The following is an 18,152-nucleotide window of genomic DNA, read 5'->3' on the forward strand; positions in this document are numbered from 1 at the left end:
AAGTGTTTAAGGCAGACGACGATTATCAGGGGTTAGGACAATGTTTTCTCAGCGGTGTATCATATTCCCGTAAAGAGAGGGCATTGCGACGCCGGGCATTTACCGCTACCTTAACCACACTCTATTGATACCCTGAGGCGGAGCTTCGCCCCTTTGAAATACCTTGCTTCCGTTCATGCAACTCTAAAAATTTCCCGCTACCTGTTCAGAGCGTTGGCGCTGTTGGTCTGGTTTCTGATTGCTTTTGCCAGTGTGTTCTACATTGTGAATGCGCTACATCAGCGAGAATCTGAGATCCGCCAGGAGTTTACTCTCAGCTCCGATCAGGCTCAGCGCTACATTCAGCGCACGTCTGACGTGATCAAAGAGCTGAAATACATAGCGGAAAACCGCTTAACGGCGGAAAACGGCGTGATGTCGCTGCGGGCGCGGGATGACAAAACAGTGGTGCCCAATTTTGAGCCGCTATTTGCCGATTCCGACTGTGCGGTGATGGGCAACGCCTGGCGTGGCTCGCTGGAATCACTGGCGTGGTTTATGCGCTACTGGCGCGACAATTTCTCCGCCGCCTATGATTTAAACCGCGTGTTCCTGATCGGCAGCGATAACCTGTGTATGGCGAACTTCGGCCTGCGTGACATGCCGGTTGAACGTGACGAGGCGCTGAAAGCGCTGCATGAACGCATCATTAAATACCGTAACGCACCGCAGGAAGAAAACGGCAATAACCTGTTCTGGATAAGCCAGGGGCCGCGTCCGGGTGTGGGCTATTTTTATGCGTTGACGCCGGTGTACCTGGCGAACCGTCTGCAGGCGCTGCTCGGCGTTGAGCAACCTATTCGGATGGAAAACTTCTTCACGCCGGGTAATTTACCGATGGGCGTGACTATCCTCGATGAAAATGGCCATGCGCTGATTTCTCTGACCGGCCCCGAGGGGACGATTCAAGCCGAACCGCGCTGGATGCAGGAGCGTTCCTGGTTTGGCTACACGCCAGGTTTCCGCGAGCTGGTGCTGAAGAAAAATCTGCCGCCATCATCACTCAGTATTGTGTATTCCGTTCCGGTCGATCTGGTGCTGGAACGTATCCGCATGTTGATTCTGAACGCCATTCTGTTGAATGTGCTGGTGGGCGCGGCGCTGTTTATGCTGACGCGTATGTATGAGCGACGTATTTTTATCCCTGCGGAAAGCGATGCTCAACGTCTGGAAGAGCATGAACAATTTAACCGTAAGATTGTGGCTTCTGCGCCGGTGGGGATATGTATTCTGCGCACCATCGATGGCATTAATATTTTGAGTAATGAGCTGGCGCATACCTATCTGAATATGCTGACCCATGAGGACCGACAGCGGCTGACGCAAATTATCTGCGGCCAGCAGGTTAACTTTGTCGATGTGCTAACCAGTAACAACACCAATCTGCAAATCAGCTTTGTGCATTCACGCTATCGCAATGAAAACGTAGCGATTTGTGTACTGGTTGATGTGAGTGCGCGCGTCAAAATGGAAGAGTCGTTGCAGGAGATGGCGCAGGCGGCGGAACAGGCAAGCCAGTCAAAATCAATGTTCCTCGCCACGGTCAGCCATGAGCTGCGTACGCCGCTGTACGGCATTATTGGCAACCTTGATCTGCTGCAAACCAAAGAGTTACCGAGCGGTGTCGATCGGCTGGTCACGGCGATGAACAACTCATCCAGTCTGCTGCTGAAAATTATTAGCGATATTCTCGACTTCTCAAAAATCGAATCTGAACAGTTAAAGATTGAGCCGCGTGAGTTTTCACCGCGCGAGGTGATGAATCACATTACGGCCAACTACCTGCCGCTGGTGGTGCGTAAGCAGCTAGGGTTGTACTGTTTTATTGAGCCGGATGTGCCGGTGGCGCTGAATGGCGATCCGATGCGCCTGCAGCAGGTGATCTCTAACCTGTTGAGCAATGCGATTAAGTTCACCGATACCGGCTGCATTGTGCTGCATGTGCAGTGTCACGGCGACTATCTCAGCATTCGCGTGCGCGATACCGGCGTGGGCATTCCGGCCAAAGAGGTCGTGCGTCTGTTCGATCCTTTCTTCCAGGTGGGAACCGGGGTTCAGCGTAATTTCCAGGGGACCGGGCTGGGGCTGGCGATTTGTGAAAAATTGATCAGCATGATGGACGGTGATATATCCGTCGATTCTGAACCGGGAATGGGCAGCCAGTTTACGCTGCGCATTCCACTTTATGGTGCGCAGTATCCGCTGGACAAAGGCGTCGAAGGGTTGACCGAAACCCGCTGCTGGCTGGCGGTACGTAATGCCTCGTTGTATCGCTTTATTGAAGCCAGCCTGACACGTACCGGGATGACGGTGCTACGCTATGAAGGTCAGCAACCCGATGCTGATGACGTGCTGATTGCCGACGATGTGCTGGAACAGGCGTGGCAGGGGCGCGCTGCGGTGATTTTCTGCCGTCGCCATATTGGGATCCCGCTGGAAAGGGCACCAGGGGAGTGGGTGCACAGCGTGGCGTCACCGCATGAATTACCCGTGCTGCTGGCGCATATTTACAGCGTTGAGCTGGGCAGTGAAACGCTCTCAAGCGTGCTGCCTGCGCCGGATAAAATCGGTAGTACTCACGATGACATGATGATTCTGGTGGTCGACGATCATCCGATCAACCGCCGTTTGTTGGCCGATCAGTTGGGATCGCTGGGCTATCAGTGTAAAACCGCCAACGACGGTGTGGATGCCCTCAATGTGCTAAGCAAAAACCATATCGACATCGTACTGAGCGATGTCAACATGCCGAATATGGACGGTTATCGCCTGACGCAGCGCATTCGCCAGTTGGGGCTTACGCTGCCGGTTGTGGGCGTAACGGCGAACGCGCTGGCAGAAGAGAAGCAACGTTGTCTGGAGTCAGGGATGGATAGTTGTTTATCCAAGCCGGTAACGTTAGATGTGCTGAAGCAAACGCTGACGGTCTATGCGGAAAGAGTGAGAAAAACGCGGGGATAAAAAAAGCCTGATGAGCGTCACGCCATCAGGCTTTTTTAGTGCAGGGAATTAGTCTTTGTCGGACGGGCTTAGCGTCACGGACGAGAGGTAATTCAGCAGGGCAATATCGTTTTCAACGCCCAGTTTCATCATTGCGGACTTTTTCTGGCTACTGATGGTTTTAATACTGCGGTTGAGCTTTTTGGCGATTTCAGTAACAAGGAAACCTTCTGCGAACAGGCGCAGAACTTCGCTCTCTTTCGGTGACAGGCGTTTGTCGCCATAGCCGCTGGCGCTGATTTTCTCCAGCAGACGAGAGACGCTTTCCGGGGTAAATTTCTTGCCCTTTTGCAGTGCGGCCAGAGCCTTCGGCAGGTCTGTTGGCGCGCCTTGCTTCAGTACGATCCCTTCAATGTCGAGATCCAATACCGCGCTGAGGATCGCCGGGTTGTTGTTCATGGTCAGAACGATGATCGACAGGCTCGGGAAATGGCGTTTGATATACTTAATTAACGTGATCCCGTCACCGTATTTATCTCCCGGCATAGAGAGATCGGTTATCAACACATGAGCGTCTAATTTAGGCAAATTGTTGATCAGTGCAGTGGAGTCTTCAAATTCGCCGACAACGTTCACCCATTCGATTTGCTCAAGTGATTTACGAATACCGAACAGTACAATCGGATGGTCATCGGCAATAATTACGTTCATAGTGTTCATGTATTGGGCTACCTTGCTACAGCAAGCTCTTGACGTAAGCGTCAATGTCGCTGATGTACTTTTCTATACCTGGAGCATCTTTTTCTTGAATAAGATGTTCCAGCGCTTCACATAACTGCTTGCCGGGTACCAGATTAAGCATGGCAAACACGCCTTTCAGGCGATGGGCGGTTTGGGCTAACGCAGCGAAATCGCTGGTTGTTGCCTCAGTATACAACCTCTTAACATCATCCGGTACTGTGTCTACAAAGAGTGCATAGTAACCACTGGCATGAAGTTCGGCGTTTTCATCTCCGCCGAGGGGGAGCTCCTGGATCTCTTCCTGCGCCAGCTGCTCTTCTATTAGCTCGAGGACAGCTTCCTGCATAGCATTGCTCATATTAAAGTTGACGCGCAGCTGGCCAGGGCCAATTTTGCGTACGCCAGACTCATCATCGCTTAAAAGCAAGCCCGAGGCAGTAAGATTAGACGGATTATCAGTTAAAAAGAGATCATATTCTTGACTACTTAACCGTTCATCAGGCGTGATGCAGGTGGCTCCCCAGTTTTCTAACTGACGTAATACGATGCTACGTACATCACTGGAGGTGACATCAACCATCACGCAGACGTCATCCAACAGGCGCTCTTCAATGTCAGCGTGTTGGTCATGCAGCGGCATTTTAACATGGACGATGTAACGCGTTCCAAGTTCTTCACGCGCTTTGATATTCAGGTGTCCGCCCAGTTTGCGAGCCAGCTGATCGCACAACCAAAACGTCAGCGGGTTGGCTTTGCCATAGCGATCGCCCTGCGTTTCTTTAATGAACGGGAAATGCAGATTATCAATTTCATTCAACGTCACGCCTTCGCCGGTATCCAGAATACGGAAGGTCAGGCGCTCCGCTTCTGATTCATCCTGGTCAACGTCGAGAGTAATTTTCCCAATTTGCGTGGTAGTTACCGCGTATTGAATGAGCAGCAGCAGAATACGGCGCAGGGCATCACGGTCGCCACGGCGCTCATCGTTGGCGCTGAGGTGATTTTTAATCAGCAGCTGCAGGCCTTTGCGTTTGATGACCGGCAGAACGTCAGGCACCACTTCATCAATTAACGACTGAACGGAAAACAGCGTGGATTCGCTTTTCCAGGCGTCGTTCTCCAGAATATTGGCCAACTGAATTTCATCGACCATCCGTACCAGCACATCGGCCTGATTTGCCAGTTTTTGGCTGTCAGGCGTATTGAGTGCAGCGGCGTCAACGGCCAGTATTCTGACCGGTTCCTTCAGGGCGCTGCCGATATTTTGCATAAAGGCGGCGCGGGCCTGCTGGTTTTTCTCATACAGGCGCTGCGCTTGTTTCAACTTTTTATTCACCAGCACTTCTTTGTCCTGGTCGCGAATAATAAAGATTTGCGTGCGCGGTGAAATCTGGCTGCGGAACAGTCTGATTTCATACAGCTCATTATTGATAGTGGCCTGGATCACGCCCTGATGCTGTTCCGCCATGCTGGTGATGTTTTGCAGATTTAAATGCGGTAGCAGGTGGTCGGCAATTTTATTACTGATGACCGTGCGGTTAGCTTCCTGGTCGTGGACCAACAAGCCCAGCGGCAGCAGTGAAACGATCTCTTCATTAATTGCCCGCAGAATACGCAATTCATTATTGGCGGCAAGGTTTGGTGCCACGTCGGTCGAGCGGGCAGGGAGGTGACGAAAGGTGGTATAGCCAAACAGCGCCAGCGCGAGCAGTGCGATATTCAGTAAGAGCGGCAGCAGGATATTTTGCAAGGTATCGAGCAGCAATGAGCCGAACGGCACTTGCCAGACCAGCCGCATATCCGTTGAGTCTAGCGCCGAAGAGATCTCAATTTTGGTGTTATTGAAGCTGATACTGACGCTGTCAGGCGACTCTTTGTCGCTACTATGATCGATAGTCGAAGTGGCATCGGGTTCCAGATGGAAACTGTCCAGCGGCATGTCAGGCGGGATCAGATCATTAATAGGCAGGTCGAAGGCCACCACGGTAGCCAGATGTCCCGGCTGATTAAAAGTGGTACGCAGCGTGAAGTAATGCCCGTTTTGCCAGACCAGGCGGCGCAGCGAGGAGAAGCTTTCACGTTCATCCAGTGCATTAGCCTGCTGCAGCATTTCTGTGCGGCGCGAATCAACAATATTACCTATCGTCGACTCTTTAAAACCGGAGGTCAGATCTTTCAGAGGCAGCGTCGAAATCAGGATCAGACTATTGTCCTGACCGTTGAGATAATACATTGACCACGGGACATTTTCGGCTCCCCACAGCGTATCCAGGTAGGTTGAGATTCGCTGGGTCATCTCCAGCGTCGAGCTGTCGTGCGAGCCGAAAATAAGCGCTTCGGTCTTTCTGCGCGGTTTTTCAAGATAGTAGATATCTTGTTTCAGACGGGTTTCTTGCAGTCCATCCGCGGTAGCGGACTGAGGGGTGGCGGCAATATTGTCATAGATTTGCCAGGTGACGTACCGCCAGGTATCTACTCGCTTGTGGATGGCATTAGTAATATCGACAATCTGATAGCTCTTATCTTTTAACCAGGTGTTGACCGCGCTCTGGACCATCACGCCCATCATCACTAACAGCACAACGATCAGTAATAAGAAGAAACGGGTAATACTTCCCGGGAGCAGGGAGAATCGGGTAGAAGCCGTTGTGTCTGACTGACTCATTCGTGTTTAAGACCTGTTAGAACGATGCTTAAGGTGAAGGGGCAGTATAAAGGGTAATGGATGAATTGCCATACTCTCGCAACGCCGAACGCGCGGCATTTGTTTTCCGCCCATCTTGCTGCCATCACCGTGCGGTACAATCTGTACAGCGAGCAACGGCAGGTACAAATAGAAATGTTGAAGATATGAATTTAGCATTAAATAACAAGAAATTATTAGATGGGTTTGGATGTACCGTAATGTACGGCAAATAATTAATAGTCGTTATAGTTTTGCGGCGGTAGCACAGGACGGTCTCTTTTGTGTAAAGAAGGGTAAAAAAAAACCGAACGCAGAGCATTCGGTTGAAATAGGGGTAAACAGACATTCAAGAATGAATGACGGTAATAAATAAAGTTAATGATGATAGCGTTGCTATTTTAGTTGCGAGTGAAGATTTTTTTTTGTCATTCAGTGCTATGGGTGTATTGAATGTAATTGATTGATTTATATTGTTATATGTATGATTCTTGACTATTCGTGCTTATTTTGTCCATTTCTTGAATTAAAAAAAGTTCCCTCGTATTAATATTTTGAAACATCTATGGGTATAAATGAAACACCTTAAAAGTTTTAGTATCATATTCGTGTTGGATTATTCTGTGTTTTTGCGGAGAATGAAGTTGCCGACTGGTTAATGTACGTAATCAGTATGCAGTGGCATAAAAAAAGCAATAAAGGCATATAACAGAGGGTTAATAACATGAAAGTTAAAGTACTGTCCCTCCTGGTACCGGCTCTGCTGGTAGCAGGCGCAGCGAATGCTGCTGAAATTTACAACAAAGACGGCAACAAATTAGACCTGTACGGCAAAGTCGACGGTCTGCACTATTTCTCCGACGATAAGAGCGCTGATGGCGATCAGACCTATATGCGTATCGGCTTCAAAGGCGAAACTCAGGTTAACGACCAACTGACCGGTTACGGCCAGTGGGAATACCAGATTCAGGGTAACGCGCCTGAATCTCAGAACAACTCCTGGACCCGTGTGGCGTTTGCTGGTCTGAAATTCGCAGATGTAGGTTCCTTCGACTACGGTCGTAACTACGGCGTGGTGTACGACGTAACGTCCTGGACCGACGTCCTGCCGGAATTCGGCGGTGATACCTACGGTTCTGACAACTTCATGCAGCAGCGTGGTAACGGCTTCGCGACCTACCGTAACACCGATTTCTTCGGCCTGGTTGATGGTCTGAACTTTGCCATTCAGTATCAGGGTAAAAACGGTAGCCCGGAAGGCGAAGGCATGACTGGCGTGACCAACAACGGTCGTGAAGCGCTGCGTCAAAACGGCGACGGCGTTGGCGGATCTATCACTTATGATATCGGCGAAGGCTTCTCTCTGGGTACTGCGGTCACCAGCTCCAAACGTACTGATGAGCAGAACAAGCTGAACTTCGGTACCGGCGATCGTGCTGAAACCTACACCGGTGGTCTGAAATATGACGCCAACAACGTATACCTGGCAGCACAGTACACCCAGACCTATAACGCAACGCGTGCGGGTTCTCTGGGCTGGGCTAACAAAGCACAGAACTTCGAAGCCGTTGCACAGTACCAGTTCGACTTCGGTCTGCGTCCGTCCGTGGCTTACCTGCAGTCCAAAGGTAAAGACCTGAACAATGGTTACGGCGACCAGGATATCGTGAAATATGTTGATGTTGGCGCGACTTACTACTTCAACAAAAACATGTCCACCTACGTTGATTACAAAATCAACCTGCTGGATGACAACGAGTTCACTCAACGTGCCGGTATCGGTACCGATGACATCGTAGCGCTGGGTCTGGTTTACCAGTTCTAATCTGCGTTCATGTCTCTCAAAGGCCCTGCGGGGCCTTTTTTAATGCCGTTTTTCAGGCGTACAGGCAACCCTTTTTGGTGTACTCTTGCGTGCGTTCGCATGAGGATAATCACGTATGGATATGAATTTTTACCGCGTAGCCCTGCTGGCTGCGACGATCTTTTTTGCTGGCTGTGATAACGCGCCAAAATCTGAACCGACCACGCCGCCTGCCGCCACCGTACTGGAAGGCAAAACTATGGGGACTTTCTGGCGGGTTAGCGTGGTGGATGTTGATGCCAAACGCGCCGGAGAACTGCGGGCGAAGATCCAGACGCAGCTTGATGCTGACGATCAGCTCCTGTCTACCTATAAAAACGATTCTGCGCTGATGCGATTTAACCTGTCGAAAAGCCTGTCGCCCTGGCCGGTTAACGATGCGATGGCGGATATCATCACCTCGGCGCTACGTATTGGCGCGAAAACCGATGGCGCCATGGATATTACCGTCGGGCCGTTGGTGAACCTGTGGGGATTTGGGCCTGACCAGCAGCCGCTGCATATCCCCACGCAGGCACAAATTGACGCCGCAAAAGCCCAAACCGGGCTGCAGCACCTGAGCGTGATCAATGACACGCGGCAGAATTACCTGCAAAAAGATTTACCGAGTCTGTATGTGGATCTCTCAACCGTCGGTGAAGGTTATGCCGCCGACCATCTGGCCCGACTGATGGAGCAGGAAGGGATCGCCCGCTATCTGGTATCTGTTGGCGGGGCGCTGAACAGTCGGGGAATGAACGCCGAGGGGCGTCCGTGGCGCGTGGCTATCCAGAAACCTACCGATCGGGAAAACGCGGTGCAGGCGGTTGTCGATATTAACGGTCATGGCATCAGCACGTCCGGCAGCTACCGTAATTACTACGAACTGGACGGGAAGCGTCTGTCGCATGTTATCGATCCGCAAACCGGTCGGCCAATTGAGCACAATCTGGTCTCGGTGACGGTGATTGCGCCAACGGCGCTGGAAGCCGACGGCTGGGATACCGGATTGATGGTGCTTGGAACCGACAAAGCCAAAGAAGTGGTGCGCCGTGAAGGGCTGGCGGTCTATATGATCGTCAAAGAAGGTGACGGGTTTAAAACCTGGATGTCGCCGCAGTTCACGAGTTTTTTGGTCAGCGATAAAAATTAAAAAGCAAGATTGCGGGTTTTTACACTTTGCTATGCGGACACACTAAGGCTAAGCACTATGCTTAACAAAGGAGTCCATCATGAAAAATGTCTTTCGCGTAACGGATGATGACCGCTGGCAGTCTGTGCTGCAGCGCGATGCAGACGCTGACGGCCAATTTGTTTTTGCCGTGCAAACCACCGGCATTTTCTGCCGTCCGTCCTGTCGGGCCAAACATGCGCTGCGCAAAAATGTCCGTTTCTTCGCCGACGCCCGGCAGGCGTTGGCGGCAGGGTTTCGCCCCTGCAAACGCTGTCAGCCGGACAAAGACAGCGCGCAGCAGCATCGGTTGGACAAAATAGCCCATGCCTGCCAGTTGTTGGAGCAAGAATCACCCCTCACGCTTGATGAATTAGCGCAACAGGTGGCGATGAGCCCATTTCATTTGCATCGTCTGTTTAAAGCGACAACGGGGATGACCCCGAAAGCGTGGCAGCAGTCCTGGCGCGCCCGACGTCTGCGCGATGCGCTGGCGAAAGGGGAGTCGGTGACCCAGGCTTTCTTGAATGCTGGCTTCCCCGACAGCAGTAGCTACTACCGGAAAGCGGATGAGGCGCTGGGCATGACCGCAAAGCAATTTCGTAAAGGCGGCGATAAGCTCGCGGTTCGTTATACCCTGGCGGACTGCGTACTGGGGCGCTGCCTGGTGGCGGAAAGTGAACGCGGTATCTGCGCGATCTTACTCGGCGACGATGACGCCACGCTAATATCAGAGTTGCATGAATTGTTCCCTGCCGCACAAGACATGCCCGCAGATACCGTTTTTCAGCAGCATGTGCGCGAGGTGATCGCGGTCATTAATACACGCAATACCCCACTGTCGCTGCCGCTGGATATTCGGGGAACGGCGTTTCAGCAGCAGGTGTGGCAGGCGCTGCGCGATATTCCCTGTGGTGAAACGGTCAGCTACCAGCAACTGGCTAATGCAGTGGGCAAACCGAAAGCGGTTCGCGCAGTGGCCAGTGCCTGTGGGGCAAATAAGCTGGCGATAGTGATCCCGTGTCATCGGGTGATCCGCGGCGATGGCGCACTTTCGGGTTATCGCTGGGGCGTCGCCCGCAAGGCGCAGCTGCTGCACCGTGAAACCACAGGAGAGGAAAGATAATGCTCGATCTCTTTGCGGATGCAAAACCCTGGCAGGAGCCGCTGGCGTCTGGCGCGGTGATTTTGCGCCGCTTTGCGTTTGATTCCGCCCCTTCTTTATTACAGGCAATGGCGGCTGTTGCCAGACAGTCGCCGTTTCGCCAGATGGTGACCCCCGGCGGGTATACGATGTCGGTAGCGATGACCAACTGTGGTCAATTGGGTTGGACGACCGACCAGCATGGTTACCTCTATTCTCCCGTCGATCCCTTGACCGGTAGCGCCTGGCCGCCTTTGCCTGAGGTTTTTGCTGATTTGTGTCAACAGGCGGCAACCGCTGCGGGCTATCCCGATTTTCGACCGGATGCCTGTTTGATTAATCGCTATACGCCTGGGGCAAAGCTGTCATTGCATCAGGATAAAGACGAACCCGACCTGCAAGCCCCCATCGTTTCTGTCTCGCTCGGCCTGCCGGCTATCTTTCAGTTCGGCGGTCTGAAGCGCAATGATCCGTTAAAACGTCTGCTGCTGGAACACGGTGATGTGGTGGTGTGGGGGGGGCGATCGCGCTTGTTTTATCATGGCATACAGCCGCTTAAGACAGGGTACCATCCCTTGACGACGGACTGTCGCTACAATCTGACGTTTCGCCGGGCCAGTAAAGAAGAATAAAAATAAGAATTATTATTGCTGTCAGCGAAGAGATGTTTAAACTGCGGGCTGTTATTACTTGTCCGGGTTGTACACATGGAACTTTTACTTCTTGTCTGGCGGCAGTATCGCTGGCCATTTATCAGCGTCATGGCGCTCAGCCTTGCCAGCGCCGCTTTGGGGATTGGGCTGATTGCGTTTATCAACCAGCGCCTGATTGAAACGGTCGACACCACGCTGATGGTGCTGCCGGAGTTTCTCGGCCTGCTGCTGCTGTTGATGATTGTTACCCTTGGCTCACAGCTGGCGCTAACCACGCTGGGACACCACTTTGTCTACCGTCTGCGTAGCGAATTTATCAAACGTATCCTGGATACCCACGTCGAGCGCATTGAGCAGTTGGGTAGCGCCTCGTTGCTGGCCGGTTTAACCAGCGATATCCGCAATATTACCATCGCCTTTGTCCGTCTGCCGGAGCTGGTGCAGGGGATTATCCTGACCGTCGGGTCGGCGGCGTATCTGGCGATGCTGTCGACAAAAATGCTGCTGGTGACGGCAATCTGGATGGCAATCACCATCTGGGGCGGATTCGTGCTGGTGGCGCGGGTTTACAAACACATGGCCACGCTGCGTGAAACCGAAGATAAGTTGTACAACGATTACCAGACGGTACTGGAAGGGCGCAAAGAGCTGACCCTTAACCGTGAACGCGCCGAGCACATCTTTAATCAGCTGTATGTTCCGGATGCCAAAGAGTACCGCCACCATATTATCCGCGCCGATACTTTCCACCTGAGCGCGGTCAACTGGTCGAACATTATGATGCTGGGCGCTATTGGCCTGGTGTTCTGGATGGCAAACAGTCTCGGCTGGGCGGATACCGCCGTGGCGGCAACCTATTCACTGACGCTGTTGTTCCTGCGTACGCCGTTGCTGTCCGCCGTTGGCGCGCTGCCCACGCTGCTCACCGCGCAGGTGGCTTTCAATAAGCTGAACAAGTTCTCTCTGGCGCCCTTTAAGGCGGAGTTCCCGCGGCCCACTGCGTTCCCAAACTGGAAAACGCTGGAGCTACGCAACGTGGTTTTCCACTATCAGGATAATGCTTTCTCCGTGGGGCCGGTGAATCTGACGATTCATCGCGGTGAGCTGATCTTCCTGATTGGCGGTAATGGTAGCGGGAAATCCACGCTGGCTATGTTGTTGACCGGTTTATACCAGCCGCAGTCTGGCGAGATTCTGCTCGACGGCAAGGCGCTGGCTGTCGACAAGCCCGAAGACTATCGCAAGCTCTTCTCCGCCGTGTTTACCGACGTCTGGTTGTTCGACAAACTGTTGGGGCCGGAAGGAAAATCGGCCAACCCGGAGCTGGTTGATAAGTGGCTGGGGCATCTGCAGATGGCGCACAAGCTGGAGCTGAACGACGGGCGGATCCTCAATCTTAAACTGTCGAAAGGGCAGAAAAAGCGCGTGGCGCTGCTGCTGGCGTTAGCCGAGGAGCGCGACATTATTTTGCTGGATGAATGGGCTGCCGATCAGGATCCGCACTTCCGTCGCGAATTCTACCAGGTACTGTTGCCGCTGATGCAGGAGATGGGCAAAACTGTCTTCGCCATTAGTCACGACGATCACTACTTTATCCATGCCGACAGGCTGCTCGAGATGCGCAGTGGTCAGCTCACCGAGCTGCTGGGCGATGAGCGCGACGCCGCCTCGCGTGATGCGGTGGCCCGCACCGCCTGATCTCTCTATGCCGCCGGTTTTTTATTCATCCGGCGGCTTCGTTTATTGTCATTTACATAATTCGGCATCATGATTGATGATATTTCATATCATGGATTTATGATTAATGTCCGTAATAAACAAAAATAGCGCCAGGCTACGTGATGAAGAACGCGCACGTCTAATCTGGTTACTGACCACAGATAAAGCCATTATTTCAACGCTACTGGGCAAGCTTACCCTGGCTGAGCAATATGACGTCGGTACGCTGGCCGACGATATTGCTGAGGTAGGGGCGCTGGTGGCCCATTTGCCGCCCCCCGATCTGGCCGATACCCTCGAAGCATTACCCTCCGAAGAACGTCACGCGCTGTGGCGCTTGATCCAAAGCGACAAGCGCGGCTATGTGCTGCTGGAAGCGTCAGAAAACGTCTGGGACGACCTGATCGACGAAATGTCCGACCGGGAGTTGCTCGACGCGCTGCAATACCTCGACATCGACGAGCAGATTTACGTGGTGCAGCATTTACCGCGTAATCTGACCGGCCGACTGCTGGCGACGTTACCGGCGGAGGAGCGCGCACGCGTGCGCCAGGTGATGCACTACGAGAAGAATCGCGTCGGTGCGATTATGGAGTTCGAAGTCATTACCGTGCGCCCGGACGTGACGCTGGAGGTGGTTCAGCGCTACCTGCGACGACTGGGTAAAATGCCGGAGAACACCGATAAACTCTTCGTCACCGATCGCAATAAAGTCCTCGTTGGCGAGCTGACGTTAACCTGTATTCTGCTCAATGACGTGCAGCGCAAAGTCAGTGATGTGATGGAAGACGATCCGCTCACCTTTGCCCCGGAAGATATCGCCGAGCACGCCGCACGTACCTTTGAACGTGACAACCTGGTCAGTGCGGCGGTGGTGGATCCAACAGGTAAGTTAATGGGACGATTAACCATCGATGAGATCGTCGATGTGGTGTATGAAGAAACCGATACCGATCTGCGCCGGATGGGGGGGTTAAGCGCCGGAGAAGATGTTTTTGCCCCGGTCACTAAAGCGGTAAAGACCCGTTGGGCATGGCTGGCCGTCAATCTCTGTACCGCGTTTATCGCGTCACGCGTAATCGACGGTTTTGAACACACGATTTCACAGCTGGTGGCGCTGGCGTCACTGATGCCCATCGTGGCGGGGATCGGCGGCAACACTGGCAATCAGACCATCACTATGATCGTCCGCGCGCTGGCGCTGCAAAATATTCAGCCGGGAAACCTGACGTTCCTGATCCTGCGTGAAATGGGCGTAGCGTTGATTAACGGCCTTGTCTGGGGCGGGATTATGGGCGGTATCACCTGGTGGCTGTACGATGACATGGCGCTCGGCGGCGTGATGACCCTGGCGATGATGCTCAATCTGCTGATGGCGGCAGTGATGGGGGTCATCATTCCGATGACGATGGTTAAGCTCGGGCGCGATCCGGCGGTCGGCTCGAGCGTGATGATAACCGCCATCACTGACACCGGCGGGTTCTTTATTTTTCTCGGTCTGGCGACGCTGTTTTTGATGTAGTGGAGCGTTTGCCTTTGACGATGCGCGGCAGGATCAACATCGTCAACACCCCGACAACCACGCCAATCGCCAGGTTGCCGGTCGACACCGTCGCGGCAACGGTCAGCAGCATCGCCAGCGTTTCGGTGACCGGCGCTTGTTTCAGCGTGGTGGGCTGAATGCTGTGCCAGCTGAAGGTTTTCACCGCCACAATCACCATAATCCCTGCCAGTACCGACATGGGGATTTTCGCCATCACGTCGCTTAACGCGGTGACCAGCAACAGTAATACCAGCCCGGCGGCGAAGGTGGAGACGCGACTGCGCCCTTTGCCCATCTCAACGTTAACAATCGTCTGACCAATCATCGCGCACCCCGCAATGCCGCCATACAACCCGGCCAGAATATTGGCTATCCCCAGCCCGGTACTTTCACGGTTTTTGTTAGAGGGCGTGACCGTCAGATCGTCAACCAGTCGGGCGGTGAGCAGCGACTCCATCAAACCGACAAAGGCAATGCTCAGCGCGCAGGGCCAGATAATCGACAACGTTTGCAGGTTGAGAGGCACTAACAGCTGTGTTAACCCCGGTAATCCACCGCTCATTGAACCTTCGTCGCCGACGCTCGGCAACAGCTGCCCGCTGGTCACGGTGAATACCGTCAGCAGCACGATGGCAATCAGCGGCGCAGGAATGCTTTTAATAAACCGCGGCACCCACAGCACAATCAGCAGCGTCAGGACAAACAGCCCCCAAATTAGCGGGCTTTTACTCCAGAAGTGCGGAACCTGAGCAAAGAAAATCAATATGCCCAGCGCGTTCACAAAGCCGGTCATCACGGCCCCAGGGATAAAACGCATCAGACGCGCCATTCCTAATACGCCAAACAGGATTTGGATAACCCCGGCCAGCATGACCGCAGGAAGGATGTACTGCACGCCGTGCTGATGCACCATCGGACCAATCACCAGCGCAACCGATCCGGCTGCGGCGGTAACCATGGCCGGACGACCGCCTAAAAAGGACATCGTCAGGCACAGGACAACGGAAGCAATCAGGCTGACTTTAGGGTCCACTCCGGCGATGACAGAAAAGGAGATCACTTCCGGGATCAGCGCCAGAGCCGTAACTACGCCGGCCAGCGTTTCGCGCATCAGCAGGCGGGGTTTACGTAGCACAACGCCGACGGAATGCTCCGCTGCTGCGGTGGGGGATGAATGAGTTGCAGACATAGTTACTCTCAGGTCAGAAATGGCCTGATAACAGCAGACCGACAGGCATCCGTGCGGTGAATAGCAAAGCGCAGAATAGTACCCGCCTGACGGGTGGGTTTCCAGTAATGATTGTCAATAACCGTATAAAGAATCAACTTATTAATAACATTTTTAAAATTTAAATATAATTTATAAACAATATTTAATTATTTTTACTTAAGTGTTACCGTGACACCGTTCGATTTTCACCTGCACTAAAAGCAAAAGCGATACTAAAAGTAAGGCATTAACATTATGAAAAAAGTGACTGCCGTGCTCTTCACCATGGCCCTGGGGCTGAATGTTGTCTCTATGACGGCAAAAGCGAAAGCGGTGGAAGAGCAGGAAACGGATGTACTGTTGATTGGCGGCGGCATCATGAGCGCCACGTTAGGCACCTATTTACAGGAGCTGGAACCACAATGGTCAATGACCATGGTTGAGCGACTGGATGGCGTTGCCGAGGAGAGTTCAAACGGCTGGAACAACGCCGGCACCGGCCACTCCGCGCTGATGGAACTGAACTACACGCCTAAAAAAGCTGACGGTACCGTCAGCATTGAAAAGGCCGTCGAAATAAACGAAGCCTTCCAGATTTCCCGTCAGTTTTGGGCCTATCAGGTCAACAACGACGTGATGCATGACCCGCGTTCATTTATCACTACCGTGCCACATATGAGCTTCGTCTGGGGTGATGAGAACGTCAACTTCCTGCGCGCACGTTATAAAGCCCTGCAGCAGAGCTCCCTGTTCCGTGGCATGCGCTATTCCGAAGATCACGCACAGATCAAAGAGTGGGCACCGCTGGTGATGGAGGGGCGCGATCCAAACCAGAAAGTGGCGGCTACGCGTACCGAGATTGGTACTGACGTCAACTACGGCGAAATTACGCGCCAGCTGATCGCATCGTTACAGAAAAAGCCCAATTTTGCGCTGCAACTCAGTACTGAAGTACGTGGTTTTAAACGCAATGCGGATAACAGCTGGACGGTCACGGTTGCCGACCTGAAAAACAACGAAGCGGAACACGACATTAAGGCGAAGTTTGTCTTTATTGGTGCCGGTGGCGCAGCCCTGAAGCTGTTGCAGGAAACCGATATCCCGGAAGCGAAAGGCTACGCCGGATTCCCGGTTGGCGGGCAGTTCCTGGTCGCGGAAAACCCGGATGTGGTGAATCGCCATCTGGCGAAAGTCTACGGTCAGGCCTCCGTCGGTGCGCCGCCGATGTCCGTACCGCACATTGATACCCGTATTCTCGATGGCAAACGCGTGGTGCTGTTTGGGCCATTTGCGACATTCTCCACCAAGTTCCTGAAAAACGGTTCATTGTGGGATCTGCTGAGCTCGACCACCACCTCGAACTTTATGCCGATGGTCAACGTGGGTCTGGATAACTTCGATCTGGTGAAATACCTAGTAAGCCAGGTCATGCTCAGTGACGACGACCGCTTTGCTGCGCTGCAGGAGTACTACCCGCAGGCGAAGAAAGAAGACTGGCGTTTGTGGCAGGCGGGCCAGCGCGTACAGATCATCAAAAGTGATGAAGAGAAGGGCGGCGTGCTGCGCCTGGGCACCGAGGTGGTTAGCGATAAAGACGGTACGATTGCTGCGCTGCTGGGCGCGTCACCGGGTGCGTCAACCGCGGCACCGATCATGCTGCATCTGATGGAAAAAGTGTTTAAAGATAAAGTTGCCAGTCCGGAGTGGCAGGCGAAGTTGAAAACGATTATTCCATCCTATGGCACGAAGCTGAATGGCAACGTTGAGGCCACGGAACAAGAGCTGCAGTACACCAGTGGCGTTCTGGGCCTAAAATACGACAAGCCGCGGGCGGCTGACGAAACACCTCAACCGCAGTTAAAACCTCAGGCTCAAGCGCAGCCAGAGCAGAAAGCGGTTGCGGATATCGCACTGTAAACAAAATGCCTGATGGCGGCACAAATGCTGCCATCGGGCATTCTTCAATTAACGTACGACCGCGTTCTGTACGTTCTCGTCTGCTTTCCAGATACGGTATTTCACTTCTACGTTTTCCGGGGTGTAGACCACAATCGGTAATTTACTGTTGTAACGCAGCATTCCGTCGTCACCCAGATGAGCGGTGATGAATTTCTTCTCTTTCTTACCGTCCGGGCAGGCCATCATGGTTGAAACCGGAGAAGTGACTTTGTCAAATACGTAGTAGTCATAACCCCAACCTTCCAGCGTTTTGCTGTCCAGCTCGCCGCCAAGGCGATGCTGGTTGCAGTCAACTTCCAGCGTTTGGCCGATCAGCAGTTCTACCTTTAGAGTAGATTCATCTTTCTCAGGGGTAAGCTGGATAACCTGGCGTTTCATCCCTTTTTCCGCTTTAGGATAAGGGGCGACTTTTTCCAGTGGCTGAGCGTTGGTATCACTGGTTGCTGCCCACGCAGAGGTGCTGGCAAAGGCAGCTAACAGGACGGCAGGGACGATGGTCTTCATCTT

General features: G+C 53.0%; 13 protein-coding genes. 9 read left to right on the forward strand and 4 right to left on the reverse strand.

Annotated elements, in window-relative coordinates; translation table 11 throughout:
- The first annotated feature begins 153 nt into the window (after positions 1-153).
- Positions 154-3,000 carry a two-component system sensor histidine kinase RcsC gene (gene rcsC, locus JQ822_RS12990; protein WP_213133800.1) on the forward strand — a complete coding sequence of 949 codons (2,847 nt, stop codon included), beginning with the start codon at positions 154-156 and terminating at the stop codon, positions 2,998-3,000.
- Positions 3,001-3,048: 48 nt separating this feature from the next.
- On the opposite strand, the gene rcsB is transcribed toward rcsC, so the two are convergent.
- Both rcsB and rcsD read right to left on the reverse strand, forming a co-directional pair.
- Positions 3,049-3,699, reverse strand: a complete 651-nt coding sequence (rcsB, locus tag JQ822_RS12995) for a response regulator transcription factor RcsB (protein ID WP_045445418.1) — start codon at positions 3,697-3,699, stop codon at positions 3,049-3,051.
- Between the two features lie 16 nt (positions 3,700-3,715).
- Entirely contained in the window at positions 3,716-6,385 is a 2,670-nt protein-coding gene (gene rcsD, locus JQ822_RS13000; protein WP_213133801.1) for a phosphotransferase RcsD, read from the reverse strand.
- 56 nt (positions 6,386-6,441) lie between these two features.
- Here rcsD and JQ822_RS13005 point away from each other — a divergent pair, with 56 nt between their 5' ends.
- The 7 genes from JQ822_RS13005 to mgtE all read left to right on the forward strand — a co-directional run bounded on the left by JQ822_RS13005 (position 6,442) and on the right by mgtE (position 14,455).
- Complete coding sequence (locus tag JQ822_RS13005) at positions 6,442-6,639, forward strand: hypothetical protein (RefSeq protein WP_213133802.1); 198 nt, start codon at positions 6,442-6,444, stop codon at positions 6,637-6,639.
- 488 nt (positions 6,640-7,127) lie between these two features.
- Positions 7,128-8,228 (forward strand): porin OmpC, encoded by a 1,101-nt coding sequence (locus tag JQ822_RS13010; RefSeq protein ID WP_213133803.1) that lies wholly within the window; start codon positions 7,128-7,130, stop codon positions 8,226-8,228.
- A gap of 115 nt (positions 8,229-8,343) precedes the next feature.
- Positions 8,344-9,399 (forward strand): FAD:protein FMN transferase ApbE, encoded by a 1,056-nt coding sequence (gene apbE, locus JQ822_RS13015; RefSeq protein ID WP_213133804.1) that lies wholly within the window; start codon positions 8,344-8,346, stop codon positions 9,397-9,399.
- A 79-nt stretch (positions 9,400-9,478) separates the two neighbouring features.
- On the forward strand, positions 9,479-10,543 hold the full coding sequence (ada, locus tag JQ822_RS13020; RefSeq protein WP_213133805.1) for a bifunctional DNA-binding transcriptional regulator/O6-methylguanine-DNA methyltransferase Ada: 1,065 nt from the start codon (positions 9,479-9,481) through the stop codon (positions 10,541-10,543).
- Positions 10,543-11,193, forward strand: a complete 651-nt coding sequence (alkB, locus tag JQ822_RS13025) for a DNA oxidative demethylase AlkB (protein ID WP_213133806.1) — start codon at positions 10,543-10,545, stop codon at positions 11,191-11,193. Before ada ends, alkB begins: the two co-directional genes overlap by 1 nt.
- Before the next feature lie 75 nt (positions 11,194-11,268).
- Entirely contained in the window at positions 11,269-12,912 is a 1,644-nt protein-coding gene (locus JQ822_RS13030; protein ID WP_213133807.1) for a multidrug ABC transporter permease/ATP-binding protein, read from the forward strand.
- 106 nt (positions 12,913-13,018) lie between these two features.
- Positions 13,019-14,455 carry a magnesium transporter gene (gene mgtE / locus JQ822_RS13035; protein ID WP_213133808.1) on the forward strand — a complete coding sequence of 479 codons (1,437 nt, stop codon included), beginning with the start codon at positions 13,019-13,021 and terminating at the stop codon, positions 14,453-14,455.
- Here the strand turns inward: mgtE and JQ822_RS13040 are convergent.
- Positions 14,418-15,665, reverse strand: a complete 1,248-nt coding sequence (locus JQ822_RS13040) for a SulP family inorganic anion transporter (protein WP_213133809.1) — start codon at positions 15,663-15,665, stop codon at positions 14,418-14,420. The genes mgtE and JQ822_RS13040 overlap by 38 nt on opposite strands.
- Positions 15,666-15,941: 276 nt before the next feature.
- Here JQ822_RS13040 and mqo point away from each other — a divergent pair, with 276 nt between their 5' ends.
- Positions 15,942-17,603, forward strand: a complete 1,662-nt coding sequence (gene mqo, locus JQ822_RS13045; protein ID WP_213133810.1) for a malate dehydrogenase (quinone) — start codon at positions 15,942-15,944, stop codon at positions 17,601-17,603.
- Between the two features lie 48 nt (positions 17,604-17,651).
- Here the strand turns inward: mqo and eco are convergent, their stop codons facing one another.
- Positions 17,652-18,149, reverse strand: coding sequence for a serine protease inhibitor ecotin (eco, locus tag JQ822_RS13050; protein ID WP_213134080.1), 498 nt, complete (start codon positions 18,147-18,149; stop codon positions 17,652-17,654).
- Positions 18,150-18,152 lie beyond the last annotated feature (3 nt).

The sequence above is a fragment of the Citrobacter sp. FP75 genome (assembly GCF_018342065.1).
In the GTDB taxonomy this organism is placed as follows: domain Bacteria; phylum Pseudomonadota; class Gammaproteobacteria; order Enterobacterales; family Enterobacteriaceae; genus Citrobacter.

Excerpts from the sequence above, each read along its gene's own strand:
- JQ822_RS13030 (WP_213133807.1), top strand. The coding sequence starts at position 11,269 with ATGGAACTTTTACTTCTTGTCTGGCGGCAGTATCGCTGGCCATTTATC.
- apbE (WP_213133804.1), top strand. The coding sequence starts at position 8,344 with ATGGATATGAATTTTTACCGCGTAGCCCTGCTGGCTGCGACGATCTTT.
- ada (WP_213133805.1), top strand. The coding sequence starts at position 9,479 with ATGAAAAATGTCTTTCGCGTAACGGATGATGACCGCTGGCAGTCTGTG.
- JQ822_RS13005 (WP_213133802.1), top strand. The coding sequence starts at position 6,442 with ATGGATGAATTGCCATACTCTCGCAACGCCGAACGCGCGGCATTTGTT.
- mqo (WP_213133810.1), top strand. The coding sequence starts at position 15,942 with ATGAAAAAAGTGACTGCCGTGCTCTTCACCATGGCCCTGGGGCTGAAT.
- alkB (WP_213133806.1), top strand. The coding sequence starts at position 10,543 with ATGCTCGATCTCTTTGCGGATGCAAAACCCTGGCAGGAGCCGCTGGCG.
- rcsD (WP_213133801.1), bottom strand. The coding sequence starts at position 6,385 with ATGAGTCAGTCAGACACAACGGCTTCTACCCGATTCTCCCTGCTCCCG.
- JQ822_RS13010 (WP_213133803.1), top strand. The coding sequence starts at position 7,128 with ATGAAAGTTAAAGTACTGTCCCTCCTGGTACCGGCTCTGCTGGTAGCA.
- eco (WP_213134080.1), bottom strand. The coding sequence starts at position 18,149 with ATGAAGACCATCGTCCCTGCCGTCCTGTTAGCTGCCTTTGCCAGCACC.
- mgtE (WP_213133808.1), top strand. The coding sequence starts at position 13,019 with ATGTCCGTAATAAACAAAAATAGCGCCAGGCTACGTGATGAAGAACGC.
- JQ822_RS13040 (WP_213133809.1), bottom strand. The coding sequence starts at position 15,665 with ATGTCTGCAACTCATTCATCCCCCACCGCAGCAGCGGAGCATTCCGTC.
- rcsB (WP_045445418.1), bottom strand. The coding sequence starts at position 3,699 with ATGAACACTATGAACGTAATTATTGCCGATGACCATCCGATTGTACTG.